Source organism: Desulfitobacterium dichloroeliminans LMG P-21439, assembly GCF_000243135.2.
GTDB lineage: Bacteria > Bacillota > Desulfitobacteriia > Desulfitobacteriales > Desulfitobacteriaceae > Desulfitobacterium > Desulfitobacterium dichloroeliminans.
Map to the genome: position 1 here is coordinate 2,112,413 of NC_019903.1, position 26,636 is coordinate 2,139,048.

Consider the following 26,636-nt stretch of genomic DNA (forward strand, 5'->3'; position numbering starts at 1 on the left):
TACTTGAGTATGTCTATGTGAAAAGGGGAAATTCTATGCCACTTAGAGTAAAATTATCGTAGGCAAAAGAGCAAAAAAATAGGGGAAGAGCTAAAAAAACTCTTCCCAAAATCACGAACTTCTTGTAGTTTGTAGTTACCACACAAACAAAATACAGGGGTGCGTGACATGAATAGTTTAACCAAAGAAAAGATAACATTCAAGGATATTGAGAAAGATTTTTATAAAATAGGTTGTGAGGTTGCCAAACTGCTCCTCCAAAATTTTCTGGAAGAAATGGATGCCGAGCTTGCAGAGAGCAGGGATAAAGCAGTTCTAAGGCATAGAGGTAAAAAGTCAACCTCAATAAAGACCCTGATGGGAGAAGTGCCAGTCGATCGAGCAATATATAGGAAAGCCAAAGACGATGGCAGTCAGGAGTATGTTTATCTTTTGGATGAAGCTTTGGGAATGGAAACAATAGGATTTATGTCTCCCAATCTCGTAGAGAAAATCCTGGAATACAGTTGTGAAATGTCCTACCGAGAGGTAGCACAAGCAGTTTCAACCTTAACGAATCAAACCATAAGTCACCAGGGAGTTTGGAACATCGTTCAAGCCGTGGGAGAAAAACAAATTGAAGCAGAAAAGGTACGGGTGGACTCCTTTAAGAAAAACGAATTAAGCGGGAGCAAAGAAGTTCCCATTCTCTTTGAGGAAGCAGATGGCTTGTGGTTATCCATGCAAGGAAAGAGCAGAGAAAAGGGAAGTTCCAGAGGGAGAAAAGAGCTTAAGATCAGCGTCACATATGAAGGCTGGAAGCCAAGATATCCATCATCCAAAGAGTATGAAACCGTGGGTAAAATGGCTTTTGCAGGTTACATGAAAGCTGAAGAGATGAAAGAACTAAGAGATGCGACACTATCTCAGAATTACAATGTCGATGAAATTGTTTATCGGGTCCTAAATGGAGATGGAGCATCTTGGATAAGACGAGATCATGACCAAGAAACGGATAAATTTCAACTCGACCCCTTTCATCTTGCCCAAGCAGTCACCCGAAATGTATCGGACAAAAAGGCCAGAAGAACCCTCCTTAAATGGCTTAAGAAAGGAGAATTTGAAAAGGTATTCGAGAAGCTTGAAGAGCTCAAATATGAAAGCGGCGGAGTAGCTAAAGAGGTAGAAAAACTGAGTAGACTAGAAAGCTACATAAGAAATAATATTGACGGGATAGTACCCTATAAGGACAGAGAAGATATTACGTTACCCAAAGCCCCTGAGGGCTTAGAATACAGGAATTTAGGCACGATGGAAAGGCAAGTGAGGGTCTTCGCTTCCCGCATGAAAGGAGCAAAAAGCTGGAGCGAACAAGGAGCAACCCATCTCTCCAAAATAATCGCTTTAAAAATGGGAGAAGGCTTCAAGGAAAAGATAGCAGCCCTAGTGTCAGGAAAGCTCCCGGACCGGTTCGCTGAGCGCTTTGTAGAAACAATAACGAATAGCAAAAGCGGACTGAAGAAGGCTGTTAAGAAGTCAATATACACGCTACATAGAGGAGAACTGCCCTACACAAACTGTTCAGTAACAAACGGAAGAAAAGTCATTCGCAATATGTTCAATCTCAAAACATTTAGCGAGATGATCTACCGGTAAGGTTTAACCAAAAGACCCCAGATCAAGACTTGACATGGGGGCGGTTGATGCTACCCTAAATCAGGGGGATGGGGCCTACCCCAAAGGAATACATCTTGTGAGCCCCATGCCTTGACCCATGGAAGCATCCGCCGTGGGGTCCCATGTCAAGTCTACCCCAGAGTTGGACTGCATTCTGAAAATAAAGGGATTTTATTACGTATCTACACAACTACGAGGAATAGAATTTTTGCCCACGTCTACTTGACACCAACTCTATGCCAACCAGATTTTTTGTACTGAGCTCTTTATGCTATAATGTTATGGAAGGCTCAACTGTTTCTAATTTCAAAATTTTTTTTGAACCATAGTAAATTGAGATGAGTGCTTTAAAATTACTTAGGAGTCGAAGAACTTATGAGGAAACGGTTTCTACCTATCATCCTGATACTTTGCCTTTTCCTTACAGGCTGCTCAATAAATATTAAGAACCTGTTTGTAAAAGATGACGATGCTCCCATCTCCAATCTTGCCGCCGAAGCCTTGTATTTTGACGGTAATACTGTCCGCGATAGAACCCTAGAGCTAATTTCTTCTGCCCAAAAGTCAATATACATCGAGCAAAAGGTACTCTCTGATGTAGCTATCAAGGAATTAATCATCAAGAAGGCATCGAGCGGCATAGAAGTTCGAATTCTCCTCGACCAATTTGAAACAGCCAATAAATCAACCTTAAATGAGTTTAAAAGTCAGAACATCTCTGTTCAATATTACCCTGCCCAAAAAGGTCAAACGAATGAGGTCAAGTTCCTTATTGTTGATTTAAAGGATGCTATCATTTATTCATTCCCTTGGACCAACGATGGATTTAACACTCATCATCTAGCCGTTAATTTAACAGGGCGTTCAGTAGCGAAGCTAGCTAACGTATTTAATCGCGATTGGATTTTTACTACGACCCTCTCCCTGGATATTCCCAAAGATACTGATTTAGGGGAAGATAATATCATCGTGGCTGCTGATGTTAATGTTAAAAATCAGATTCTTGATCAGATCAAGAACAGCGAGAAAACCATCTGGGCCATTGTGTCTCATGCGACTGATACAGAGATAGTCAATGCCTTCGTCGAAGCTGCCGCAAAGGGCTTAGATGTGAAGTTGATCCTCGATTCTGGTATCATGCCCAGTAGCTATCCTGAAACTTTACAAAAGCTTAAGGAAGCTGGAGTGCAGCTTCGCTATTACGATTCGAAAGCTCAGGCTCCCTTGGATTTGAATTATGGGATATTTGATGGTAATACCTTTATCTTTAGTAGCTCTGGATGGGGATACAAAGCCTTTGTTATGAACCATGAGCTCTCTCTTACTGTTCCCTCGCCCAACGCTACCCAGGAATTGATTATGCACTATGACCAAGATTGGGGTAAAAGCTCCCCTACTTCTCCCCCTCAGAACCCTTCCTAAGAAGCCGAGATAGAAAATGTACAGGATACGAAAAGCAACAAGCCAGATAGGAGGCATCCTATTCTGGCTTGTTCTTTGTGGTGAAACCACTGGCAGGTTTAATTTCATCATCTAAATGAGAATGATCAGCGAGCACCAAGGGTTTAATATGACCATCATCATAAAACTCAAAAATATTAACAGCCGTATTATGTTGCCAAGGAACATCTTCCCACTGTTCTACTGGAATTCCTAGTGCTTTCTTAACAATCAACTGCAGGGTCATACCGTGAGTGACGATACAAAGTGTTTCACCCGCATGGAGTCGTGGAAGTTCTTGAATAAAGTGCCAAGCTCTGTCGGTTACCTCCCACATCGTTTCCCCTCCGGGAATCTGGATCTGATGAGGCCCTTTATCCCAAATCGTAAACAGTTCAGGATGGAGCTTCCGCAACTCCCACCAGCTCTTACCTTCCCATTCTCCGAAGGATAATTCACGCAAACTAGGATGAATCATAACCTCCTGCAAGCTCAGTTCCTGCCTGATTTCGTCAGCCGTAGCTTGGGCCCGAGGCAAATCACTGGAATAGATTCTCGTAATTCCTTCTCCTTGGAGACGCTGACCGAGCTTGCGTGCTTGCAATACTCCTTTTGGGGTAAGAGGTGAATCCATTGCTCCTTGAACGCGGCCTTCAATATTCCAGAGGGTTTCACCATGTCGAGTAAAAATGATCTTAATCATATAGCCCCCTTGTGGATTTTTTAATTATTAGAATAAAAAACAATGGTAGGGAAAATCCCTACCATCCCCGCCTTGCCGTAAAACTCCAGGTTTCTGACCCTGCTCTCGCAGGTGGGTACCCGGATAAATCTTTCCACCTTCCCCTACAAGTGGGGCCTGATGTACAGGATTCATCACGACAGCTCCCGTGTCATAAATAGGATCAAAACCAAGATATTCTACGAACAACGCAGGATACATTTTCATTATATCACTTAAGCTAAAAAAAACACCATGTAAGAGCTGGAAAATTACCTTCGATAAAGCTTGTCTTCAATCTCAGCCATGCGATCCTGCAGAAGAGCGATGGTCATTTCTTGAGTCCTTATTCTTCGACGCAGCCCATCCACAAGATGTTCTAATTCATAAATTTTCGCTTGAAGTTCACGTTGGTCGGAATCCATAGCTGAAGTAACATGGAAATCAGATTCTTGTGCAGGAGCGGGATCTGGAGCAGAAGACTCGTAATCAGGTGCCGAAGAAAGTTCAGAGATAGGGGTAGAAATGTCCTCAGAATTCGTTTCCGGCTGCAGCAATTTGAAAAGTCCATAACGCGAATTCCGTCCAGGATTAATTTCGAGCCAACCTTCAGCTGCTAATGCTTCAAGGGCACGTTTCATCGTGCTACTGGCCGCTCCTGTCTCTCTTTGAATTTCAGAATAGGCAATTTCAAATTCTTTTCCTTCATTTCGTTTCGACTGTTTCTCAAAAAATCCCTTAAATCGCTGATTCGTCTTATCTCTTAAGGCCAAGAAACCATCTCCCCTGCCGGCTAATCCGGTAATATCTTAACCACATTATAAACCTAAATTTTAGAAAAATCCAATTTCATTAATAGTATCCCTTCTCAAGCATACTCTACCTTGAACATGCATAGATTCTATTAGTCAAAGGAGGTATGACCTATGTCCAAATCATTTCAATTGAATCTTGTTCTTAAAGGAATATTAATTGCGTCCGGTGTTGCCCTGCTTCTTTCATTAATCCTTAGCCTATTGTTTACCTTCACCCCCCTTCGCGAGTCTTCTTCGGCCTATAATTTTATCGTCGGGGTCAGCGTATTCGTAGCTGCGGTGGTCACTGCTTATCGTGCCGGTACGAAAGGTCTCTATTACGGTATCGGAATTGGCATGGTCTTTATCGTTTTATTACTCCTCTTGTTCACAGTCTTAAGTCCGGATACCCTTTCCTGGTTAGCATTAGGTGAAAAATCCATCATCTGCATTGCTACCGGTGGTATTGGTGGAATCATCGGAGTCATCATTCGTAGATGAAGTAAAGCAAATTCGCTAGAATTTAAATAGAAACAATAATTGGCTTTCTAATCTCTCCCAAAAGAGTTAAAATAGTACTATAGAATCGATTGGGGAGGGATTATTATGTGCGTTGAAAAAACTCCTTGGGAGCTTGTCATAGACTTTCATGGTCATACCTGTCCCGGGATTGCTGTAGGTTATCGGGTTGCTCAGCTGGCTCAACGGGAGATGGGCATTCGGCCTACTCCAGATTCTGAACTATTAGTTAAAGCTTTTACACAGTCCTGCGCAGTCGATGCCATGCAGGTCTTAAACAAAGCCACCCTGGGACGTCGTGCCCTCATGATTGAAGAAACCCAACAACACCTTTATCAATTTCACTTTACGGGAACTCACGAATTACATCAAATCAGGATTGCTCAAGAAGTACTTGAGCATTTAGCAGCCTTTAATATTGAAGGTCTGAGTCCTCGGGAAAAGCAAAACAAAATCCTTGAAGAGGTTCAATTCGTGCTCTCAATAGAGGAATCTGCCTTTTGCCATTATGAGTTAATTCCCGGAGAACTAAAGAAACGAGGTCATTAAGATAGTAACAGTTAAAACAACAACAGTTACAGATAGAAACTTACAGATAGAAACTTACAGATAGAAACTTACAGATAGAAACTTACAGATAGAAACTTACAGATAGAAACTTACAGATAGAAACTTACAGATAGAAACTTACAGATAGAAACTTACAGATAGAAACTTACAGATAGAAACTTACAGATAGAAACTTACAGATAGAAACTTACAGATAGAAAATAAAAAAGAAGCCCTGCAGGCTTCTTTTTTATTTTCTAATGAGCATTTAACTTTGAGTAAAATTTATCATTAGTTGATGTGTCCGGAAGATTGGCTAAACGTGCTTCTTTGCCAGAAGGTTTCTTCACTTGTTCATAATAACTAGAATGCTTAGATTTACTGGACCATCTGTCCGAAGCTAATAATACAATAAGAGCACCAAGAGCAACAAAACCCATTATCCATTGAAATAACATAATTATGACACCTCCATTATCATTTTAGAGCCTGACAGCAGAATGTCAAGAGTGCAAATTCAACCATTCACGGATAATTATATACCGTTGAAGGTCACTTTGCTGACAGAATATTTCGATTAATCTATACTAAGACCAAACACTCCTCAACCCTTTTCCACCCGGGCAATAGCCCTTCCCCATCATGTAATAGATGGGGTTTTTTGCTTATTATTGGGGAATGATTTTTTCCCAATGGATCTCGATGCGATCTCCCGGAATGAGAGGGGTTGTGAACTCTGCTTGTTGGCCGTTTTTCTTCAAGGATAACCGAGCATTAGCGGGCATCTCCTGAGGTATCTTAATATGAGGAAGTAAATCAGAAAGGATAGGTCTGGTTTCATAACCCTCAACGATTAGTTCCATTCCATCTTCCACTTTATCCTGACCTGTGAGAATTTTACCACGGGAGAGCACACGGTGAATTTGGGGAGGAAAATGAACTTCTTCACCATTGACACAAAACACCATAGGCCGGGGATTTAAATGCAAATCTCTAATCGTAATCTCTTTGACACGGATGACAATATCATCACCATCCTGAACAACCCGCTCGAGGGCTGATTTTTGTTGGTTAACAAAAATTTCTCTTCCTCCCGGAAAAGTATGTTCTTGACCGTCAATTTTATAGCGAATCTCCGTCCGCTGATAATCCTTTTCATGAAGAAAACGCAATAAATCCTTTATTGTTCGATTGGCAGAAACCTCTATCTTGGCGCCATCGACAACTTTCATATCATCTTCTACCAAATGACCATTACAATAGGTTCGCGGAGTAAAAAGTAGTTTTTGCCCATTGACCTTAATCTTCTTGGCTAGTGCCCTAGGGATCAAGTCGGCAAAAGTTATTTGAGCATCTTTCCCATCGACAGCAGGTAGAAATTTAATACTATCCCCCGGCTTAAGTTCTTGGTCCAATTTTGCCTCATTGCCATTGAGAATAAATTGAGCTGGCTTTCCGAATTCTCCCTTTAGAATCTTCATCTCCCCGTTAAATTCAAAGATTAACGCCGAGCCTGGTCGACCGACAAGAAGTCTTGGTTCTATTCCCGCTGCCAGAAGTGCATCGGAAACTGTCGCTAATTGCAACTCAAAAACTTGAACAGGGATGTCATTAACACGAACTGAAAAGTACTGTAACCCTTCCCCTTCTAAGGTAGATATCCCAATTCCGATGGGTGTAATGGCGTCAGGTCCCTTGAGAGTTTCTTCACCCGAGACACCCTGAATCCTTTCGCGGATTTGAATACCCACTCTATTTCTCGGCAATTCAAGAAGTTCAGAAAGAATTTCAGCCAAAAAAGGGGTTAAGCTTCCCCCACCGACGAGAATAATCGCATGGGGATTCTTTAGATTGAGTCGAAGCAATTCCTTGGCTATTTTTTGAGCTAATTCGAAAACAACCGGGCGAATTTCTTCGATAATTTCTTCCTTGTCAACTGTTGTTTCCGCTCCAAGAAAGTCAGTGAAGGTAATTTGCGAATTTAAACTTAAACTGCGTTTGATAGTTTCTCCGGTTTTAAAATCCAACAAAAAATGCTGGCAAATTCTTTCTGTGATTGCATCCCCCGCCATGGGCACCATCCCATAGGCGAAAAATGATCCGTTTTGGGTCAGGGCAATATCAGAAGTACCTGCTCCCACATCGACTAACGCAAGGTTCATTCTCCTCATATCCGGTGGAATGGCAGCTCTTCCGGCCGCAATAGGTTCTAAGGTCAAGTCTCGCATTTCTAAGCCGGCTCTGGTAATTACTCCTGTTAAGCCATCGATAACCGTACGAGGTAAAAATGTGGCAATCACCTTAACCTGAACATCTTTTCCTCTTTGTCCGATAAGCTTGGCTAGACTTTGGCCCTCCAAAAAAGCTTCAATGGTACTATATCCAACGCAATGGTAAGGGGTACCTTCATCAGGTTGTAATTCCCGCAGGGCATGTTGTACTGCTTCCATTTCGAGAGCAAAAACATCTTCTCTTTCCCATACGATAGGAACTAGTTGAGATTTATGCGCGGTAGCCACAACAGTTTTAAGCGCTCGCCCGGCTGCCGCAACAGATACAAAGGATAGCTTCCTCTTAATCTTTGCTTCAAGCTCCTCTTTAACCCATTGCACAGCTTGAGCGACTGCTTCAACGTCGTGAATCTGACCGTCATACATCGAGCGCTGGCGATGCTCTGTTTGCGCCTGCGCGATTATCTGATAGCCCTCGGAAGTCTTTTCCATAATGAGCCCCATTACCAAGCGCGTGCCAATATCTAAGGCAAATACCTGTTCCACACTGATCACCTCAAATGCAAGAATTCTACCTGATATGCTTAATTTCCTCTATATCTTCGTTTTTTCTTTTCTTGTCTCTTTGAGTATCAAGACTTAAATCGCTAACTGATTTGCTAAATCATAGAGAGCTCTGTTCAAAGGCCTCCGCTCTCCATAAGCTATTTCTAAGGGGAGAGAAACGATTTCTTGATTCACATAGGCTGTCATGCGATCCGTTTCGCCTGCACAAAGGATTTCTACGGCCTTTCCACCCATCTGAGAGGCCAAGACTACATCCATTGCACTGGGACTTCCTCCCCGTTGAATATGACCTAAAATCGTAACTCGGGTCTCAAATCCTGTACCCTGGCGAAGTTCTTCTCCTAGCTTAAAAGCACTTGCCGCGCCTTCTGCGACAATAATGATACTGTGATTTTTCCCTCGCTGATGACCACGTGCTAATTTTGCCATGATATCTTCCATATCCGGCATAATCTCCGGTACGATAATGGATTCAGCGCCGCAAGCTACACCCGACTGGAGCGCAATATTACCACAATCCCGACCCATGACTTCCACTAGGAAGGTGCGATCATGAGAAGTAGCCGTATCGCGAATTTTGCTTACAGCCTGAACCACATTATTGACTGCGGTATCAAAACCAATAGTCAAATCCGTTCCCGAAATATCGTTATCAATCGTGCCCGGTATACCTACAATCGGTATCCCTTGGGCCGAAAGGGTTTGCGCCCCGAGGAAAGAGCCATCCCCGCCAATAATGATCAAGGCATCAATATCACGGTAACGCAATTGTTCAGCTGCATTTTTTTGCCCTTCTGGAGTCATCATCTCTGGAGAGCGGGCCGTCATAAGCATCGTTCCACCACGATGAATAATATCTGCTACAGCTCCCAGATTCATAGTGATGAATTCACCATGGATAAGTCCTTCGTAACCCTTTTTTACCCCAAGAACTTCAAGCCCATGATATATCCCCTTGCGTACTACGGCACGGATGGCCGCATTCATCCCCGGTGCATCTCCGCCACTGGTGAGAACGGCAATTTTCTTAATCTTAGCAGTCACGAATCATACCCCATTCCTAAAATTAACGTCGTCTTGAGCATTAAAATAACCTAAGAACCTTTTGATTTTTTCGCTCATTTCGGGATCTTGCTTGTTGAGGTCCTGAAGCTGTTGATAGGATTTGATCACACTGCTGTGAGATTTGTTCAGCAATGATCCTATCTCCGGATATGAAAGCTGACAGAGGCCACGTATTCCGTAGATCGCTAGCGCCCGAGCCTCTCGCACTTTAGGAACTCTCGAAGCACCATAAATATCAGCAAGATTCGTTCCCGTCATCGTCGCAACATGACGAACTATATTGTGCGGGGTGGGACGAAAGTTTTCCCTCTGCTTTTGGTAGACAAAATAAGCTGTTAATGCTTCCTTATCCAGAGCCCCTTCCATCTTATTAGCATACTGAATAAAATCCTTTAGAAGGTTCTGAGCTTCCGGGAAATTATCTATTTCTTCCGTCATGGCCTCCAACACTTGCTCTTCTAGGATTAAAAACTTAGCGTGAGCCAGCCTTTGTAAATAGTTTAAAATGTCATCTCGGCTCGGCTGCCTAATCGGAACAGCTAGCCCTCCCCGTAATCGCGAGGCCAGTTTATGCCCTAGCACATCTAATTGAGAAGGTTCCCCACGAAATCCGCAGATCATTTTACAATTACTTTGAAATAGTGCTTCATAAGTATGATAGAATTCTTCGATACTGCGAACCTTCCCTTTTAACAATTCAAGATGATCAACAATCAACACCGCTGGGGTGCGGACTCTGTGACGAAATTGAGTCAGGGTTCCTTCCTGGGCTGAAAATGCATAACTCTTAATAAAGTCTTGGGCATCAAGATGGAGAATTGGGTATTGATTTTTTAATCGTTTAAAACAATGCAAAAGAAGTTCAGATTTTCCTACCCCTGCGGGGCCATATATTAACGTGGAGAAAGGAGCTCGATCAGGAGAGTATCCATTCAGAATATTTTCTCCCATACGATTAAAGTCTGACGAAATCCAAATCATATCCCTCCTCCTTCCTTTCCCACCATCTTACCATGATCACTTCTTACAATGATCTTTTCTTACAATGATCTTTTCTTACAATGATCTTTTCTTACCTATAATCTATTCTTGCCTATAATCTTTCCTTAACATGTACTTTAAGTTTATATTCTCAAAAGAGGAAAAAGAGGGACATTCCCTCTCTTTTTCCATGTTTGCTGCTTATGTAATCAAGCGAATGATTTTTACTTATAGTCTTATTGGAAATCTACTGTAACCTTTTTCATCTGCTGATCTTCGATTGGTTTATCACGATAATCGCGTTTTTCACTAGCTATGCGATCTACTTCTTCAATCCCCTCAATAATTCGACCAAAGGAAGCATATTGTCCATCCAAGTGAGGTGAATTTGCATGCATAAGGAAGAATTGAGATCCTGCTGAGTTAGGGTTTGCCGTACGTGCCATAGAGATAACCCCTCGATCATGCTTAAGGTCATTTGGGAAACCATTAGAGGTAAATTCACCTTTAATGCTATAGCCGCATCCGCCCATTCCAGTTCCTTGGGGATCTCCACCCTGAATCATAAAACCGGGAATTACACGATGGAATATAATCCCATCATAAAAACCTTTTTCAACTAAGGCAACGAAATTCTTCACCGTCTCTGGAGCTATCTCCGGATAAAGTTCAATCTTTATTTGGTTTCCATTTTCCATTTCAATCGTTACGACGGGTTTCTTGCCATCTAATTCTTGTTCGCTCACAGCTATATCCTCCTAAAATTGAATTCTCTTCCTGATTATAACCATTTTTCAGCTCATTTACCACGTTTATGAATAAATTGAACTCAATAATTTGACATTTATATTTTTCTGTACTACACTTTCTTATTGAAACAACATATCAATAAGGAGGCCCTATGCAATCATTCAGCAACACTTCGAAATCTTTAATGATTATTCTGGCAGCATCTCTTGCCTTTTTTATAGGTGGCTGCTCAGCCGAGGAGCCCGTCAGCAATCTCCAGCAAAACGTGGTCATCACCAGCATTTCACCCCTTGCCGACCTGATTAAGGAAGTGGGCGGAGATCGAATTCAAGTCGTCAGCTTGGTGCCCACAGGCAGTGACCCCCATACCTATGAACCAAAAGCTAATGCAGTTCGGCAGGTAGCGACGGCAAAACTCTTTTTTGCTAACGGTGTCGGCCAGGAGTCCTATTTAGAAAATCTCATTGCGAATTCCCAAAACCCCACTATCCGGACCGTGGTATTAGCTGATGGACTCCCTATCTTAGGGGTTAAAGAAGAACATGATGCCATAGAAGAAGAGACCCATACCGAAGGGGATGGACATGATCACTCTCAGGGCAACCCTCACTTATGGCTGGATGTAACAAACGCTCAACATTATGTTGAGAAAATCCGTGATGTCTTAATTGAAACCTACCCTCAGGATCGTGAAGTCTTTACTGCCAATGCTCAAAGCTATCTTCTGGAGCTGGAATCCTTAGATCAATGGATAAAAGAACAAATTCAAGCCATTCCAGAAGAACATCGCCAGATTATCGTCTACCATAATGCCTGGGCTTATTATACAGAACGTTATGGTCTTACTGTTCTTGGTTCGGTTATTTCCGGAGAAGAATCCGAGCCTCTCCCTAAGGAATACGCTCAACTCTTTCAACTGATTCAGGATCATAATGTAAAAGCTATCTTTGGGGAGGTAGGCTTTAATACCAAGCTTATACTTCAACTTGCCCAAGATACAGGGGTTAAGGTCGTGGAGGATTTATACAACGACACTTTGGGTGTCACATCAGAGACTGATAGCTATATTGACATCATGAAGCACAATACGAACGCTTTTGTCTCCGCTTTAAAATAATAAGTAAGCCACTAAGCTCATAATCCCGCTGATGGAAGAAGGTTTTCATATGCATATCCCCCATCCTCAACTACCCCTTGCAGTAGAATTTGAATCGTTTTACTTTACCCTACCCCAACAGGAAATTCTCTGGGATATTAATCTTAAAATCCCCAGTGGCTCTTGCATTGGCATTATCGGACCCAATGGCTCTGGCAAATCGACTCTTATTAAAAGCATCGTCGGTTTGAATTCTCCCTCCCAAGGAACGGTTAAGGTATTTGGTCATCCTCCTACTCAGGATTGGCGCCGAAAAGTACAGCTGGGATATGTCCCCCAGCTTAAAACCATGGATAAGGACTTCCCAATTTCTGTTTATGAAGTCGTTTTGCTGGGCAGAACGGGGCGTTTGGGATGGCTGAAACGTCCCCGGGCAGAGGATCATCATCTTGTCGAGCAGGCATTGCAAAAAGTCAACATGCTCCATCTTAAAAATCGTCCCATTGGCCAACTTTCTGGAGGTCAGCAGCAAAGGGTTTTGATTGCCAGAGCCCTGGCCACCGAATCGCAGCTTTTACTTTTAGACGAACCCGCTACCGGGTTAGATATCCCTTCACAGCAAAGTATTTATCGTCTTATTGAAGATTTACATGGCGAAGGAATTACCATCCTTACTACGACCCATGATTTAGCAGCTTTGGAATATCATCACTTTGATTTAATTTTGTGTCTGAACCAAACCGTCATTGCTTTTGGCACACCAGAGGAAGTCCTCGTTCCCGATATATTACAGCGTACATTCTTGGGAAGTCAAATGGGAGGGATAATTCGCAATGCACCTATTAACTGATCCCTTACAATATCCCTTCATGCAGCAGGCTTTAATCGGAACCATTGCTGTGGCTATTCTTACTGCCGTAGTGGGAACCTTTGTTATTTTAAGGCGTCTGGCCTTCATCGGCGAAGGCTTGGCTCATGGATCTTTGGCAGGCTTAGCCATCGGCTATCTATTGGATTGGAATCTGTACATCGCCGGAAATATTTATACCATTGGCCTTGCTTTGTTTATCGGTGTGCTCCATGAAAAGACTAAGGTCAGCTTGGATACGGCGATCGGCATCCTCTTCTCGACCTCCATGGCCTTAGGAGTGGCTTTAATTAGCTCCCTAAAGTTCTATTCCACCAATTTAACTGGTTACCTCTTTGGTTCAGTCCTCTCGATTGGCTCTTTTGATCTATTGATTATTGTCAGTTCTACCCTGCTGATTCTTCTCATTTTAACTCTTTTCTATAAAGAATTTGTGTATTATGCCTTCGATCCAGAGATGGCGGAAGTGACTGGCTTACCACGTGCTCGTTTACATTATGCTATGCTGGCCATCATTGCCGTAACCGTGGTTGTGGCCTCCCAAACAGTGGGGATTATCCTAGTCACAGCACTCTTGACCATTCCAGCAGCGTCTGCCTTTCAATGGACTCATTCACTGAAGAAACTCGTTCTTCTTGCAATTTTCTTTGGCCTATTGAGTGCTATTGTCGGACTTTATCTATCCTATTATTTAAACGTTGCTTCAGGCGCTAGTATCGCCCTGACAGCTGCTATAATTTTTTTGATAAGCTTTCTCTTTTCCACTAAACGCGTCGGCCTACGCCGTAGTCTTGGCCGGGTAAAACTATCTGAGAAAGGATGACCTCCGTGAACACTGATGATATCATCCAACTCATTCAAGAAAGAGGATATCGACTGACCTCCGCTCGCAAAAAAGTGATTGGTATTTTAGCTAACCATTCAGAATTCTTAGGTGCTTACGATATACATCATTTACTTGAACAGGAAAACACCCATATTGGTGTTGCTTCCATCTATCGAGTCTTAGACTTGCTAAAAAGCCTCGGTCTCTTGAAGTCCGAGGAATTCGGTGCCGGTGGTGAGAAATACCGTCTGGAAAACAAGCATTCACATCACCATCATTCCCACCAATTGATATGCTCCCAATGTGGTCATACCGAAGAATTGCTGGGAGAGTGCCCGATTTCCCATATTGCAGACAAATTGGAACAGGACAGCGGTTATCAAATTGAGGAGCATTGGCTACGCTTTTTTGGGGTTTGCCCACTTTGCCGTGATCAGTAATCTGTAATCTCTAATCTCTCCTTTGGGTAGACACCTGAAACACCCTGTTTAGGACTATCCCAAAGGGGATTTTTTTGTAGCTTATTATGGCATTTGATATTTCCCTATCGTCTATGCTTGATACGCATTAGTAACCAATAGCCAATACCGAACAAAAGTAGAATACCGATGAGAAGATCGAGGCGGTGAAATAAGGGTTTTAGGGAATTCCAATTGGCACCGAGCTTTTCTCCTACAATGATTAAAAACATACACCAAGGCAAGGCGCCTAATACCGTATAGACAGCCATTTTGACCGGATTCATTTTTGCGATCCCTGCGGGTAGGGATATGAAGGTGCGAATAATGGGTAACATGCGCCCCACCAAGACTGTAACTTCTCCATGCTTGCTAAACAATCGTTCTGTCCACTTGAGTTCTTTCTCCTTGATAAAGATGTAATGGCCATAACGTTGAATAAAAGGCCTCCCTCCTCGTACTCCCACGTAATAGGCCACTACACCCCCGAATAGATTTCCCAAGGTCGCTGCAAGAGTAGCTGTCCAAAAATCGAAATGCCCGAGATATACCATGTACCCTGTAAAGGGGAGAATAATCTCACTGGGCAAGGGAATACAAGCGCTTTCAATTGCCATAGCCAAAAACACCCCGAAATAGCCTAAGCTAGAGATGAGCTGAACCACGAATTCCCCTAATTGGCCGAGCAGCCCTTCGAGCATCTGCTTACCTCCTATCCTTGGCTCTTAATCTAGCCATGGTTAAGTAAAGATATATTTTTCCGTGAAATCCCTTGATTGGAACACTCAAAAAGCACTTGTTTTCCATCCACTACGGTTTCCAGATATGCCCCTTTTCCCCATAAGCTTTCCAAGAGCAGCAAGGTCTTCTCAAGATAAACGATATCCAAATCCATTCCTTCATGAACGTGATGGAGATATAGTCCCCCTTTGCCCTCATAATCTCCATCCCTAACGAGAATTCGCGGATGACCTCCATTCACCAACTGCCTAACCAAATTATCGCGTACTTTTTCCCAAGCCGTATCCATAACTTGCCAATGGGCTCCTACTTTGCGGTAGTTAAAGAGATTTAGATCATCAACCAATTCTTGGTTGAGATAATTGCGTAGGAAAGACACATCATTCTCCGTCTCTCGTATTTCGAATAAGGTCTCTAAATCATGCCGTTCCGCTAAGCTTTCCCATATTTTCACCCCTAGGTAGTAAGGATTGAGCTGAAGACGGGAAGGCTGCACTACTTGACTATGCATCACCGCAAAATCCAAAGCCTCGGCATCGGTTAAATCCAGTTCACGCATGATCCTAGAATGCCAAAAGGTTGCCCATCCCTCATTGATAATCTTTGTTTCGATTTGCGGATAAAAATAGAGAGATTCTTCACGAATCATGCTGATAATATCTCGTTGCCAATCCTTTAAGGCTGGGGAATATGTGATAAGGTAAAGCAATAGATCTTCCTCAATAACCCTCTCCTCACTTTTCTGATCTGGTTCATCATCCCAGAGATCTGCATACTCCGAGGAAGGGATGGGCTTTTTCTTTTCCTGGGCAATTTTCTTGCCAGAAGAATAAGTATCTTCTTTCCTCTTCCCTAAATGAGCTCGAAATTCGACATGCTCTTGAATGGCTAAAACTGCATCCAGTGTTTTCTCCACCGTCTCCCGTCCATATTCCAATTCATAATCCCGTATCCGACGGGCATGAGCTTCCATGCGCACCACCATGTCCTGTGGTGTCCTCTGGAAATAGCGATTATTCTTGAAAAAATCCACATGGGCGTAAACATGCCCAATGACGAGTTTGTTTTGGATTAGCCGATTGCCTTCCAACAGAAAGGCGTACGCCGGATTGGAATTGATAACAAGCTCATAGATCCGTGTGAGGTTTAAATCATACTGCATTTTCATGCGATAAAAAGCCTTCCCAAAACTCCAATGAGTAAAGCGCACCGGCATCCCATAGGCCCCAAAAGAGTAGAGGGCTTCCGACGGACAGACTTCAAAATGCACCGGATAAAAGTCAAGCCCTAACCCCTTAGCCACCTGAACAATCTCCTTCGCATGATAGCTAAGTTCAGTAACTTCATAATCCACGGACACCCCTCCTCACATATTTGATCGTTTTAACCGGTAGATTGCATACCCCTCACTTATGAAAATACTGTTTTCAAGGCTTCATAAACCTCTTGGCGATCGCGAATCGTCACCAAGCGGAGCTTGGGATCGGCAATACGCCTCAACGTCGTCATCAGGGTGCTGGAATAATGGGTTCGGAGAATTTCTCCATAGCCCACCACCTGGCTAATTTCCACTAATTTTTGCATAAGATTCATTGCTCGAGTGTTATCAGAACCAATATTATCTCCATCGGTAAAATGAACCGGATAAATATTATAATGAGCCGGAGGATATTCCCGCTGAATCATTTCAAGGGCAAGTTGATAAACAGAGGAGCAGCGGGTACCCCCGCTCTCTCCCCGGGTGAAGAACTCTTCTTCCGTCACTTCTTTCGCTTCCGTATGATGGGCCAAAAAGCGCATCTCGACATTTTCATATTTCTCTCTTAAGAAACGTACCATCCAGAAAAAGAAGGTTCGCGAAATGTACTTTTCAAATTGTCCCATGGATCCAGAGGTATCCATCATAGCAATAATAACCGCATTGGTTTCGTAATTGGGATGAGTTTCCCAAGTCTTAAAACGCAGATCCTCGGGAGTGATGCACAGATTCTGCCTTTTCCCCGCCAACGCTTGCCTCTTAATACTTTCGATTAAAGTGCGTTTCTTATCGATGTTGGCCATCAGACCTTTTTTGCGTATATCCCTAAATTCTGGCTTATCATGGGCAATCAAAGGTCGTTTTTTATCGTCTAAATTAGGAAGTTGCAACTCATCAAAAAGGATGGCCGCCAAATCTTCATAGGTGACTTCAGCCTCGTAGATATCGATCCCAGGCTCCTCCCCAGCACCCTGACTATTTCCAGCCACATGCTTACGCGCATTATCTCGAGCGAGAATTTCTCCATCCTTCATTTTCTTGTTTCCTTGCCCGGTATGATTCCTTTTGTTGTAATCAAACCGAAAGCGGAACTCCTCCAATGACCGCATGGGGACTTTCATAGTTTTCTTGCCATCACTGATGATGATACTTTCATCGACAATTAAATCACCCAGCTGCTTTTTGATGACCTCTTGTACCTTCTCCTTATGTCGACTTTGATCCAGATACCCCTTACGATGTAGGCTCCAGTCCTCGCGGCTGACAATAATATCATCACTCATGGTACACACTCCCTTAGCGATTGAGAAGGGAACCGACATATTTTACAATCTCGTTGGCACAAACGGGACAATAGCCATGAAGCTGTATAAGACGGTCTGTTACTTCATTGATGCGGCGCAATTGCTCTTGATCCGGATGACTCACCGAGGTGGTGACCTTTATTACATCCTTAAGATCGGCGAACAACTTTTTCTCGATAGCCTCTCTAAGCCGTTCATGGGATGTATATTGAAAGGTTTTACTTTTACGGGCATAAATTGAGATACGAATGAGAATCTCTTCCCGAAAAGCTTTTTTTGCATTTTCTGATACCCCAATCTGCTCTTCAATACTGCGCATCAGTTGTTCATCGGGCTCAAGCTCTTCCCCTGTTATGGAATCATAAAGTTTGGTCGAGTTGCAGTAGGCCTCTACATTGTCCAAGTAGTTATTAAGTAAGGACTTAGCTGATTCTTCATAGGCGTATACAAAAGCCTTTTGGACTTCCTTCTTGGCTACTTCATCGTATTCTTTACGGGCCAGAGAAATTAGGTTGACGAGATTCTCTCTTTCTTCCTTAGTAATCGAGGTATGTTGTGATAAACCATCCTTAAGAGCCCGCAGAATGTCCAAGGCATTAATGCAAGACTTCTGATCTCTAATCAGCGCTGTTGATATGCGATTGATGACATAGCGAGGATCAACGCCACTCATACCTTCCCCTTGCTCTTCCCCTTCCGTCATGATGTCCTTAATATCTTTTTGATTAAATCCTTCTACATCTTCCCCATCATAAAGGCGCATTTTCTTAACTAAATCCATACCCTGTTTCTTCGAGGGCTTCATTCGTGAGATGATACTAAAGACCGAAGCGGTCCAGAGGCTATGAGGTGCCAGATGGACTCCCTTGAGATCGCTTTGTTGGATTAGTTTCTCATATATCTTGATTTCTGAGCTAACCTTCAAATTATATGGTACAGGAATGACAATAATGCGCGATTGAAGGGCTTCATTCTTTTTATTAGCCACAAAGGATTTATATTCGTTTTCGTTAGTGTGGGCAATAATCAGTTCATCGGCCGAGATTAAAGCAAAACGTCCCGCTTTGAAATTTCCTTCTTGAGAGAGGCTCAAGAGGTTCCAGAGAAATTTCTCATCCGATTTGAGCATTTCTTGGAATTCCATAAGTCCGCGATTGGCCTTATTCAATTCGCCGTCAAAGCGGTAAGCTCGAGGATCTGATTCTGAACCATATTCCGTGATGGTTGAGAAGTCAATGCTTCCCGTCAGATCGGCAATATCTTGAGACTTTGGATCAGAAGGGGTAAACGTGCCGATGCCCACCCGCTTCTCTTCGGAAAAAAGGACTCGTTTTACTGGAACATTTTCTACATAGCCATGAAACTCCTCTTCTACCCGCAGCCGACAGACCGGACAAAGATTCCCTTCAATGCGAATTCCGTATTTCTGTTCAAATTCTTCGCGCAGAACCTGGGGAAGCAGGTGCAAGGGATCCTCATGCATAGGGCAGCCGTCAATAGCGTATACAGCTCCCTCCTCTGTTCGAGTATATTCTTCCAAGCCATTCTTCAACATGGTGACGATGGTCGACTTCCCGCCGCTAACAGGGCCCATAAGCAGAAGAATTCTCTTTCTAACATCCATCCGTTTAGCTGCTGAATGAAAGTACTCCTCTACCAAACGTTCTAAGGTTTTTTCCATACCAAAGAGTTCTTTATTAAAGAATGCATAACTTTTTTGATTGTTTAGATCTTTAATGCCTGCTTTGTGAATCATCTCATAGATTCGAGCATGGGCATGCATCGCTAAATTAGGATTCTCTACCACCATTTGCAGGTACTCGCTAAAATTTCCGTTCCAAACTAAAGCTTCTTCACTATCTCTGAAATTCCTAAGCCATTGTATTACTTCCATGGTCGCCCTCCCTTTCGCTGAACAAGTACACCTTTCAGGCTTATTTTTAATATATGCCTCATCTAAATAGAAGAGACATTACATTTTTCTTACCCTACTTGACTACCTGGTCGTGTCAAGATTACCCTAGAAGCAAAAAACGCTTGCAAGCATAAGCTTACAAGCGTTTTTAATGGGTTGGACAATGGGTATCACCTAATTATTGCAATTTTCTTAAATCGCGAGCCTCATAGGCATATTCCCCAGCCATAACATCCAATTGGACAATAAAATATTCACCATATTCATCTTTTTCTAACCTTACCACAGTTCCCATTTTTGAATTATAGGTAATCACTCGATCTCCCCGTCTAAGCTTCTGTAAGCTAAATGGAATCCCGTGCTTTGTCGTCGACTCAAACTGTGCGACATACATGTGACTACACCTCCGCTCTTGTGAAAGTACTATCTTGCTCTTATTCTAACACAACACTTTTGTGAAATCTAGTGTAAATTAAAAATAATTTTGAAAATTATAGAAAAATATACTATTTTTCAATACTTGGAAATTGTATATTGTATTCCAAACTATCTGATACGCAAAAAGCCCTGTCCTTATGGACAGAACTTTTTCCAAAAATACAGAGATATCAATATTCTATTCCCTTACGGGCTTGAATGCCAAGTTCATAAGGATGCTTTATCGAAACCATTTCCGTAACCAAATGAGCTTTGTCTATTAAGGTTGATGAAGCATTGCGTCCCGTCATGATAATTTCTACATGCCCGGGTTTAGCTTCCAACAGATCCAAGACCAGCTCTTCCGGAATCAATTCAAACCAGATTGCGTTGATAATCTCGTCGAGTATAACAATATCCCACTCTCCAGATGTAATTAGCTCACGAGCACGCTCGAGCCCTTTGAGAGCTTCAAGACAATCTGCTTCTTTTGCCTGTCCTTTATGAACCCAGCCTGGCAAACCAAACTGTTCGATCTGGCATTCAGGCTCCAAGCGCTTCAGTCCCTGCAACTCACCATAGTCTTGACGGCCTTTCATAAACTGCAGGATAAATACATGGAATCCATGACCTACTGCTCTTAAAGTCAAACCCAGAGCTGCTGTTGTTTTCCCCTTGTTGTCCCCTGTATAAATTTGTACTAAACCCCGTTCCAGTTTTTCCATAAAATTACACCTGCTTTGTCCATTGTTCTAGCTGAGGGTGGATATAGGCCACATTAGGACATTGAATGAGTTCCGGAAATTTTTCAACAATCTGCTGGGTAAAGGAGTAAGTAAAGAGTATTTTAATGGCTGACATTTCATCTATCGCGCGCAGTTCCACTTTATCCGGGTAAAAATAATAAGTATAGCTGCTATCTCGCCATGTCGTTTCTAATTCACCACATTTAAGCTTGATGATACCAAAAGGTTCAACCTGTATTCTGCCGATGCTGGTGAACGACAGGCTCATCTGACCCGTTTCAAGAGCTACTTGTCCGGCTTTATGCCGACAGTGCATTAAATGTTCAATAATTAATCGAGAGGGTAAAGAAATCTCTTCAAAAATTCGCCGATGGTTTCTGATTTCTTCAGCCCATTCTTCAAAATGGGTGACATGAACTGAGCGTACCTTAGAAACTTTTTCAAGTGACTGTTCAATCATAAGATGCAGATCTTCCAAGCATTCTAAAAGCAGCATATCATCTAATCTCACAATATCTCTCACCAACCCTACTCTTACCTTTATCCATAGTTTAACTGAATTCCGAAAACTTTCCTAGTGATCTTCGAAAATTTCACTATTTTTTATGACGAATCTTGCGTGACACTCTTTGAACTGCCCGTTCCAGATCAATAGTCTCATAGCCTATATCATGGGCGATCTCTATGGATTGCCAAAAGCATTGAAGAGCATCCAGGTATTGACGCCTGCTCTCATAATATTCTGCTAAACGTTGTACTGCGCTCAGGGAATGAGCATGATAACCTGCAATCATACGCTTGGCTTCTTTACGGAAATATTCTCCTTCTTCCTCTTCACCCATCGCATCTAAAAGAAAAGCAAGATATTCATAACACTCACCAAGGCGAAGATCGTCTCCTAGCTGTTCAAAGATGGTTGATGCCTCTAACAAATATCCTTTAGCCTGTCCATATTCTTCTTTATTAACCATCAATTTGCCCAAGCTCTGCAGGCGAATCGCTAAACTATTTTCCAAATCTGTGCAGTATTGAATAGATAGCTCTAAGTAATACTGAGCTTCATCGAGATACCCCAGGTTTTGCAGAATTTTTGCCATAAAGTAACTAGATTCGCTGGCATCGCTCCATAGCTGATTCCTCATCTGTAATATTACTGCCCTTTGCATTGCGGCGAGGGCCTCCGTAAGGCTTTGCTGTTCAAATTTCATAAAAGCGTAGTATTGCAGAGCATTGGCTAATGACAACTCTTCGCCTAGACTAGCAAAAATCTTGCAGGAGTAACGAATATGGACAATAGCATCTTTCTGGTTACCTTGTCGGTAACAGGATTCTCCAATCAGTACACTTAATTCCCCCTCACCTTTCGGGTAACTGTACCGATGACACAGCTCTAACGCGTTCTTGTAGCTAATTTGGGCTTCCGACCATCGCTCTAAAGCTGAGTAAACTTGGCCTAGATCACTATATAGCATAGCTAAGCGTAGAGGGGGCGACTCGCTAGGGTATACTTCAATAGCACGGTTAAACCAATAAATAGCACTTTCCCAAGTATCTTTTTCTACGGCGATACTTGCTAAACCAGCAAATGCTTCAGACATTCCTTTATAATTAGATACCTCTTCACAAATTTGCAAGGCTTCGCGAAAGCCTTTTTCAGCTGCTTCGATTTTACCTTGCTTAACTTGAACAGTAGCCATCAATCTTAGAGAAAATGCCTTAACTAAAGGTACGTCTAACTTTTTGGCGATTCTTATTGCCCGCCTATAGTAATCCTCTGCTTGAATGTAATCTGCTTGTGCTAAATAGGTAGTACCTTTTTCCATCAGGGTTCGCCAAATATCCAAACTCTCTTCTTTCATTAGCATTCCCTCCGTATCATTTTCATCATATGCACGGAAGGGCTTTTTGGCGCGAAAACAAGCCTCTAGGCGAATTAATATGCAATCTAGACAGTTAAGTCGAAATATGTTAATCTGGTGCTGTAGGAGGTGCTATTATGAACGCATATCGTCCAGCTCCGTATTCTAACTGGATCACTGTGTTAAAGATTATCCTCTTGATTATCGCACTTTATTTTTCTGCTATTATTCTCAGTCAAGTTTTTACTTGGTTTTTCTCCATCGCTTTCGTGGTTATTCGTATTGCCGTTTACTTTGTCACTAGTATTCTCGTACTCCACTTCTTTCTTAAATTATTATTCGGTTATGACCTCCTGAGATTTATTTTAGGTTCACGTTTTAGTCGTTAAACATTAATTAGTTTAAACTAAGAAGCACCCCTCAGGGTGCTTCTTTTGCTTGTACTTATCTATCGAAATGAGATTCTTGAGGATTTGGTGAATTTTGGTACAACTCTCCCCTCATGTTCGGCTTTCCTCCTGAATATCTTTTGGGGAGGGGGGAATATCATGCGATTTATTGTATTCAAACGGCCATCTTGGCGAAACGTCATGCTGTGGGCTATTCTCTTATTCGTTGTGCTCGCCTATCGCGAAAATGTAATATCTGTCTTCTCCAGCAAGTTAAAACCAATATATTCGGCTGTAGTAACCACCAATGAAATCGGCCTCACCTTCGACATCAGTTGGGGTGAAAAAACTGCTGAGCCTATCCTGAATATATTAAAGGAAAAGGGTGTCAAGGCGACTTTTTTCATATCCAGCCCTTGGGCTTCAAAACATGAAGATTTAGTCAAACGAATGGTTGCCGATGGTCATGAAATCGCTTCTCATGGCAATCGACATGTGGACTTAAACACCTTAGGCCCTGGCGAAATCGAACGCGAAATAACCAGTGCTCATGCAGTTCTGGAGGAGCTCACCGGTCAAAATATTTCCTTATTAAGACCACCCAATGGGGCTTACGATAATAAGCTGATTAGTGTCTCTGCTAGGCTAGGATACCAAGTCATTCAATGGAGTGTGGACTCTCTAGATTGGAAAAGGCCCGGACCTGAAGCAGTAATTAACAACGTTCTCAATGGTCTTCCTAAGGGTCATGGTGCAGGTCCCGGAGATATCATTCTCTTCCACGCCTCAGATTCAGCTCCTGACACGATTAAAGCACTTCCAGTGGTCATTGATCGCTTGCAGTCCAAGAATTATCAACTCATCCCCGTAGGCCAACTACTTAAAAGCGCCACAGAAACTTGGCCTCCTGAAAGCAATTTACCACCTTTGGAAAAACCGGCGGCTACCCCATAAGATTCTCTTTATACCACTTATACCACTTATATCACTTATATCACTTATATCTTATACGTCACTTACAGATATAATTGCTAGGGTCTATTAAGAATACGGCTCCTATCTTTAGTTAAGATTACTCACTTTCCAGTAATTTTCTGCAAAGCATTCTCAGCTTCAATGCGCTCATTTGCTTGCTGTAAAGCAATGATGGCGTCTTTCTCGACAAACTGTGGTAAACCTAAATCCAATGCCCCTTGAAGATGCTCAGCAGCTTTTACAAAGTCACCGTGTTCATACACTTCAATTCCTGCTAAATATTGAAGACAAGCTTCCCCATCCTCCAGCTTGTCTATTTCCTTGAGGGTATCTTCATATCTCTCGCGTTCACCGATAACAAGCGACAAAATCGCCTTTTTCACTAATAATTGCTGAGTATATGAAATGTTATCAGTCACGACAAGCTGACGACTCAGCTCTTTGGCTCTATCCCATTGACCTAAGGTCAGGGCTAAGTCATATTCAGTTGCCAAAACCTGCGGGTGTGCAGAAGAGGTCTCAGAAGCGGTTCGCCAAGATTTTTGGGCCCGGTCTAGATCACCTATGGCCATGTGGCTTCTCGTTAGAGCAATATTCTTTAATACTTGTTCCTCCCGATTAAGGTCAGTGTCATTAATCGTAAGCAGAACATTTACAGCCTCCTCATATGACTCTTCCTCATACCATAATAAACCTTCGGCAAGTCTTTGCAGAGGAAACGCCTTAAATGTTTGCAGAATTGATTCCGCCTCTTTAGGCTTTCCTTGAAGGCAATAGAGCTGTAAAAGCCATAAACGTTGGGTATCGTCATCATATTTCAGCAAATCCGCTTCTAAATTTTCATAACTTCCTTGATTAAGCTTCAGCCAAAGCTCACCCTCGCGAATTGCCGGTACTACTTTAAGCCAGCCGGCCTTATCCTCCATCCAACTGAGCTCCTGAGAAAGAGCAATAAAATCATAACGATCGATAGCCCCTCGAAAGGCCATGACATGTTTTAAATAGGGACTACTCAAAAAAAGAATGCCGAAGATGAGGATCCCACCAATGAGGATTTTCAGGAGGCGCTTTCTTTTTTTATATCCTCTTGAGGATCTCTTTTTCCTTAACATTTACTCACTCTCTATTCTTTATCTAATCTCAGTGTCCTTTCCAAGCAGAGAATCCCTCGCCAACCACTTCCGGCACATCGGAAATAGACAGGAAGGCCTTAGGGTCGCGATTGCGAATAATCTCTTTTATTTGCGACATTTCCGTCCGATTGATGACACAGTAGACTACTTCTTTATCCTCATTAGAATAGGCACCCTTTGCTTGAAAAAGCGTGACTCCACGATCCAGCTTTTCCATGATGTCTTTGGCAACTCCCTGAGGGTCCTGAGTGACAACAAGGACACTCTTAGAGGGATTTATACCCTCCTGAACCATGTCAATAACCTTCGTCGCAATAAACATGTAAATCATCGCATACATGGCTCTTTCCGGTCCCAGAAAAATTGCGGCAGCAACAAAAATCAAAGCATCGATCACCATCAGAACCTGCCCCACACTAAAGGATGTGGTGCGGCTAAAGAACACAGCGAGAATATCGGTTCCACCCAAAGACCCACGACTACGGAAAATTATTCCCATACCAATACCGCTCACGACGCCGGCAAAAATACATGCCAGTAAAGGATCACTCGTCGGATTAGGTATTACTTTCGTTATATCTAAAGCGAGAGAAAATACTCCCACTCCGATCATGCTGTAGATCAGAAACATTCGCCCTACCATTTTCCAGCCTACGATAAATAGAGGGATGTTCAAAAGGATCACGATTTTACTAACGGATAGATTGGTTAAGTAATAAATAATAATCGCAATCCCCGTAACTCCTCCATCTGCTATCTTATTGGGCAATATCAAGGAATTAATGCTGGCAGCGACGATGAAAGCACCGATACTAATTGCTGCTAATCTATTAAAATGCATCCATGGTACCCGTAGCGAGTTTTTTCTCCATTCCATAGAAATCCCACCCATCTTGCTGCATTACGAATAGATATAAAAATCTATCCGTTTCTAATAATCCTATCCGTTTTTATAATCATATTATAGTCAGGAAATTCTCCTTAGATTATACCTTCCCCAAAAATAATTTATGCTTGCCAGATAAACACTCCCCTAATAGTAAGCGATTTGAAACGTGATGTCTATTCGTGACTTAATTTGAATAAGTAGCGATAGTATTCCATATTGTTCCTTATATTCCACCCCTTGCATAGTATAAACTATCTCTTAACAAAGGAGGAAATGCAAATGGCATTTGGCGGAGTTGATGGAGCTGCTTTAGGAACTGGACACTTTGGCGCCGGAATCGCTACAGTTGTAGTAATTATTCTTCTGCTCATCGCAATGGGAATTGTATTTTAAATAGAAAGGTGGAAATATCAATGTTCGGAATGGGTTATGGCGGAATGGGCGGGGCAGGTCGTGGCGTCGGTGTAGGAATAATAGTAATCGCAGTTC

27 protein-coding genes and 1 other RNA gene are annotated in these 26,636 nt (G+C 42.5%); 10 read left to right on the forward strand and 18 right to left on the reverse strand.

Annotated features, from left to right (window positions below; translation table 11 throughout):
• Window positions 1-168: 168 nt before the first annotated feature.
• Together DESDI_RS09960 and DESDI_RS09965 are read left to right on the forward strand one after the other, a co-directional pair.
• The gene (locus tag DESDI_RS09960; protein ID WP_015262486.1) at window positions 169-1,635 is read left to right on the forward strand and encodes an ISLre2 family transposase; all 1,467 of its coding nucleotides are present in this window, start codon (window positions 169-171) and stop codon (window positions 1,633-1,635) included.
• Window positions 1,636-2,031: 396 nt separating this feature from the next.
• Window positions 2,032-3,078 carry a phospholipase D-like domain-containing protein gene (locus tag DESDI_RS09965; RefSeq protein WP_015262487.1) on the forward strand — a complete coding sequence of 349 codons (1,047 nt, stop codon included), beginning with the start codon at window positions 2,032-2,034 and terminating at the stop codon, window positions 3,076-3,078.
• Between the two features lie 58 nt (window positions 3,079-3,136).
• Here the strand turns inward: DESDI_RS09965 and DESDI_RS09970 are convergent, their stop codons facing one another.
• The 3 genes from DESDI_RS09970 to DESDI_RS09980 all read right to left on the reverse strand — a co-directional run bounded on the left by DESDI_RS09970 (window position 3,137) and on the right by DESDI_RS09980 (window position 4,590).
• Entirely contained in the window at window positions 3,137-3,799 is a 663-nt protein-coding gene (locus DESDI_RS09970; RefSeq protein WP_015262488.1) for a histidine phosphatase family protein, read from the reverse strand.
• A 60-nt stretch (window positions 3,800-3,859) separates the two neighbouring features.
• A non-coding RNA gene (gene ssrS, locus DESDI_RS09975) (6S RNA) lies at window positions 3,860-4,038 on the reverse strand.
• 51 nt (window positions 4,039-4,089) lie between these two features.
• Entirely contained in the window at window positions 4,090-4,590 is a 501-nt protein-coding gene (locus DESDI_RS09980) for a hypothetical protein (RefSeq protein ID WP_015262489.1), read from the reverse strand.
• A gap of 153 nt (window positions 4,591-4,743) precedes the next feature.
• On the opposite strand from DESDI_RS09980, the gene DESDI_RS09985 reads away from it, so the two are divergent.
• Together DESDI_RS09985 and DESDI_RS09990 are read left to right on the forward strand one after the other, a co-directional pair.
• Entirely contained in the window at window positions 4,744-5,112 is a 369-nt protein-coding gene (locus DESDI_RS09985; RefSeq protein ID WP_015262490.1) for a TIGR04086 family membrane protein, read from the forward strand.
• 105 nt (window positions 5,113-5,217) lie between these two features.
• Entirely contained in the window at window positions 5,218-5,679 is a 462-nt protein-coding gene (locus DESDI_RS09990) for a formylmethanofuran dehydrogenase subunit E family protein (protein WP_015262491.1), read from the forward strand.
• A 257-nt stretch (window positions 5,680-5,936) separates the two neighbouring features.
• On the opposite strand, the gene DESDI_RS09995 is transcribed toward DESDI_RS09990, so the two are convergent.
• From DESDI_RS09995 to DESDI_RS10015, 5 genes are all read right to left on the reverse strand, one after another.
• The gene (locus tag DESDI_RS09995; protein WP_015262492.1) at window positions 5,937-6,137 is read right to left on the reverse strand and encodes a hypothetical protein; all 201 of its coding nucleotides are present in this window, start codon (window positions 6,135-6,137) and stop codon (window positions 5,937-5,939) included.
• 210 nt (window positions 6,138-6,347) lie between these two features.
• Window positions 6,348-8,456, reverse strand: coding sequence for a cell division protein FtsA (locus DESDI_RS10000; protein WP_015262493.1), 2,109 nt, complete (start codon window positions 8,454-8,456; stop codon window positions 6,348-6,350).
• 93 nt (window positions 8,457-8,549) lie between these two features.
• A complete protein-coding gene (gene pfkA, locus DESDI_RS10005) occupies window positions 8,550-9,521 on the reverse strand; it encodes a 6-phosphofructokinase (protein ID WP_015262494.1) in 972 nt (323 codons plus the stop codon).
• A 3-nt stretch (window positions 9,522-9,524) separates the two neighbouring features.
• The gene (locus DESDI_RS10010) at window positions 9,525-10,523 is read right to left on the reverse strand and encodes a DnaA/Hda family protein (protein ID WP_015262495.1); all 999 of its coding nucleotides are present in this window, start codon (window positions 10,521-10,523) and stop codon (window positions 9,525-9,527) included.
• A 236-nt stretch (window positions 10,524-10,759) separates the two neighbouring features.
• On the reverse strand, window positions 10,760-11,269 hold the full coding sequence (locus DESDI_RS10015) for a peptidylprolyl isomerase (protein ID WP_015262496.1): 510 nt from the start codon (window positions 11,267-11,269) through the stop codon (window positions 10,760-10,762).
• Between the two features lie 155 nt (window positions 11,270-11,424).
• Here DESDI_RS10015 and DESDI_RS10020 point away from each other — a divergent pair, with 155 nt between their 5' ends.
• From DESDI_RS10020 to DESDI_RS10035, 4 genes are read left to right on the forward strand one after another with little or no spacing between them, the layout of a single operon-like run.
• Window positions 11,425-12,390, forward strand: a complete 966-nt coding sequence (locus DESDI_RS10020; protein WP_015262497.1) for a metal ABC transporter substrate-binding protein — start codon at window positions 11,425-11,427, stop codon at window positions 12,388-12,390.
• Between the two features lie 31 nt (window positions 12,391-12,421).
• On the forward strand, window positions 12,422-13,219 hold the full coding sequence (locus DESDI_RS10025; protein ID WP_242825386.1) for a metal ABC transporter ATP-binding protein: 798 nt from the start codon (window positions 12,422-12,424) through the stop codon (window positions 13,217-13,219).
• Window positions 13,203-14,060 (forward strand): metal ABC transporter permease, encoded by an 858-nt coding sequence (locus DESDI_RS10030; RefSeq protein ID WP_015262499.1) that lies wholly within the window; start codon window positions 13,203-13,205, stop codon window positions 14,058-14,060. The genes DESDI_RS10025 and DESDI_RS10030 overlap by 17 nt, the downstream gene beginning before the upstream one ends.
• On the forward strand, window positions 14,057-14,503 hold the full coding sequence (locus DESDI_RS10035; RefSeq protein ID WP_015262500.1) for a Fur family transcriptional regulator: 447 nt from the start codon (window positions 14,057-14,059) through the stop codon (window positions 14,501-14,503). Before DESDI_RS10030 ends, DESDI_RS10035 begins: the two co-directional genes overlap by 4 nt.
• Before the next feature lie 104 nt (window positions 14,504-14,607).
• On the opposite strand, the gene DESDI_RS10040 is transcribed toward DESDI_RS10035, so the two are convergent.
• The 8 genes from DESDI_RS10040 to DESDI_RS10075 form a co-directional block, all read right to left on the reverse strand.
• A complete protein-coding gene (locus DESDI_RS10040; RefSeq protein WP_015262501.1) occupies window positions 14,608-15,222 on the reverse strand; it encodes a DedA family protein in 615 nt (204 codons plus the stop codon).
• A gap of 29 nt (window positions 15,223-15,251) precedes the next feature.
• Entirely contained in the window at window positions 15,252-16,616 is a 1,365-nt protein-coding gene (locus DESDI_RS10045) for a SpoVR family protein (protein ID WP_015262502.1), read from the reverse strand.
• A gap of 56 nt (window positions 16,617-16,672) precedes the next feature.
• A complete protein-coding gene (gene yhbH, locus DESDI_RS10050; protein ID WP_015262503.1) occupies window positions 16,673-17,803 on the reverse strand; it encodes a sporulation protein YhbH in 1,131 nt (376 codons plus the stop codon).
• A 13-nt stretch (window positions 17,804-17,816) separates the two neighbouring features.
• Entirely contained in the window at window positions 17,817-19,718 is a 1,902-nt protein-coding gene (locus DESDI_RS10055; protein WP_015262504.1) for a PrkA family serine protein kinase, read from the reverse strand.
• Between the two features lie 199 nt (window positions 19,719-19,917).
• Complete coding sequence (locus DESDI_RS10060) at window positions 19,918-20,133, reverse strand: hypothetical protein (RefSeq protein WP_015262505.1); 216 nt, start codon at window positions 20,131-20,133, stop codon at window positions 19,918-19,920.
• 214 nt (window positions 20,134-20,347) lie between these two features.
• Window positions 20,348-20,881 carry a cob(I)yrinic acid a,c-diamide adenosyltransferase gene (gene cobO, locus DESDI_RS10065; protein WP_015262506.1) on the reverse strand — a complete coding sequence of 178 codons (534 nt, stop codon included), beginning with the start codon at window positions 20,879-20,881 and terminating at the stop codon, window positions 20,348-20,350.
• A gap of 4 nt (window positions 20,882-20,885) precedes the next feature.
• Window positions 20,886-21,413, reverse strand: a complete 528-nt coding sequence (locus DESDI_RS10070) for a LamG domain-containing protein (protein ID WP_041219902.1) — start codon at window positions 21,411-21,413, stop codon at window positions 20,886-20,888.
• An 85-nt stretch (window positions 21,414-21,498) separates the two neighbouring features.
• Entirely contained in the window at window positions 21,499-22,761 is a 1,263-nt protein-coding gene (locus DESDI_RS10075) for a tetratricopeptide repeat protein (RefSeq protein ID WP_015262508.1), read from the reverse strand.
• A gap of 137 nt (window positions 22,762-22,898) precedes the next feature.
• Here DESDI_RS10075 and DESDI_RS10080 point away from each other — a divergent pair, with 137 nt between their 5' ends.
• Both DESDI_RS10080 and DESDI_RS10085 read left to right on the forward strand, forming a co-directional pair.
• A complete protein-coding gene (locus DESDI_RS10080; protein WP_015262509.1) occupies window positions 22,899-23,150 on the forward strand; it encodes a hypothetical protein in 252 nt (83 codons plus the stop codon).
• A 159-nt stretch (window positions 23,151-23,309) separates the two neighbouring features.
• The gene (locus DESDI_RS10085) at window positions 23,310-24,104 is read left to right on the forward strand and encodes a polysaccharide deacetylase family protein (RefSeq protein WP_015262510.1); all 795 of its coding nucleotides are present in this window, start codon (window positions 23,310-23,312) and stop codon (window positions 24,102-24,104) included.
• A gap of 122 nt (window positions 24,105-24,226) precedes the next feature.
• On the opposite strand, the gene DESDI_RS10090 is transcribed toward DESDI_RS10085, so the two are convergent.
• Together DESDI_RS10090 and DESDI_RS10095 are read right to left on the reverse strand one after the other, a co-directional pair.
• Window positions 24,227-25,237 carry a tetratricopeptide repeat protein gene (locus DESDI_RS10090; protein WP_015262511.1) on the reverse strand — a complete coding sequence of 337 codons (1,011 nt, stop codon included), beginning with the start codon at window positions 25,235-25,237 and terminating at the stop codon, window positions 24,227-24,229.
• A 28-nt stretch (window positions 25,238-25,265) separates the two neighbouring features.
• Window positions 25,266-26,135 carry a YitT family protein gene (locus DESDI_RS10095; protein ID WP_015262512.1) on the reverse strand — a complete coding sequence of 290 codons (870 nt, stop codon included), beginning with the start codon at window positions 26,133-26,135 and terminating at the stop codon, window positions 25,266-25,268.
• Window positions 26,136-26,636: the final 501 nt, after the last annotated feature.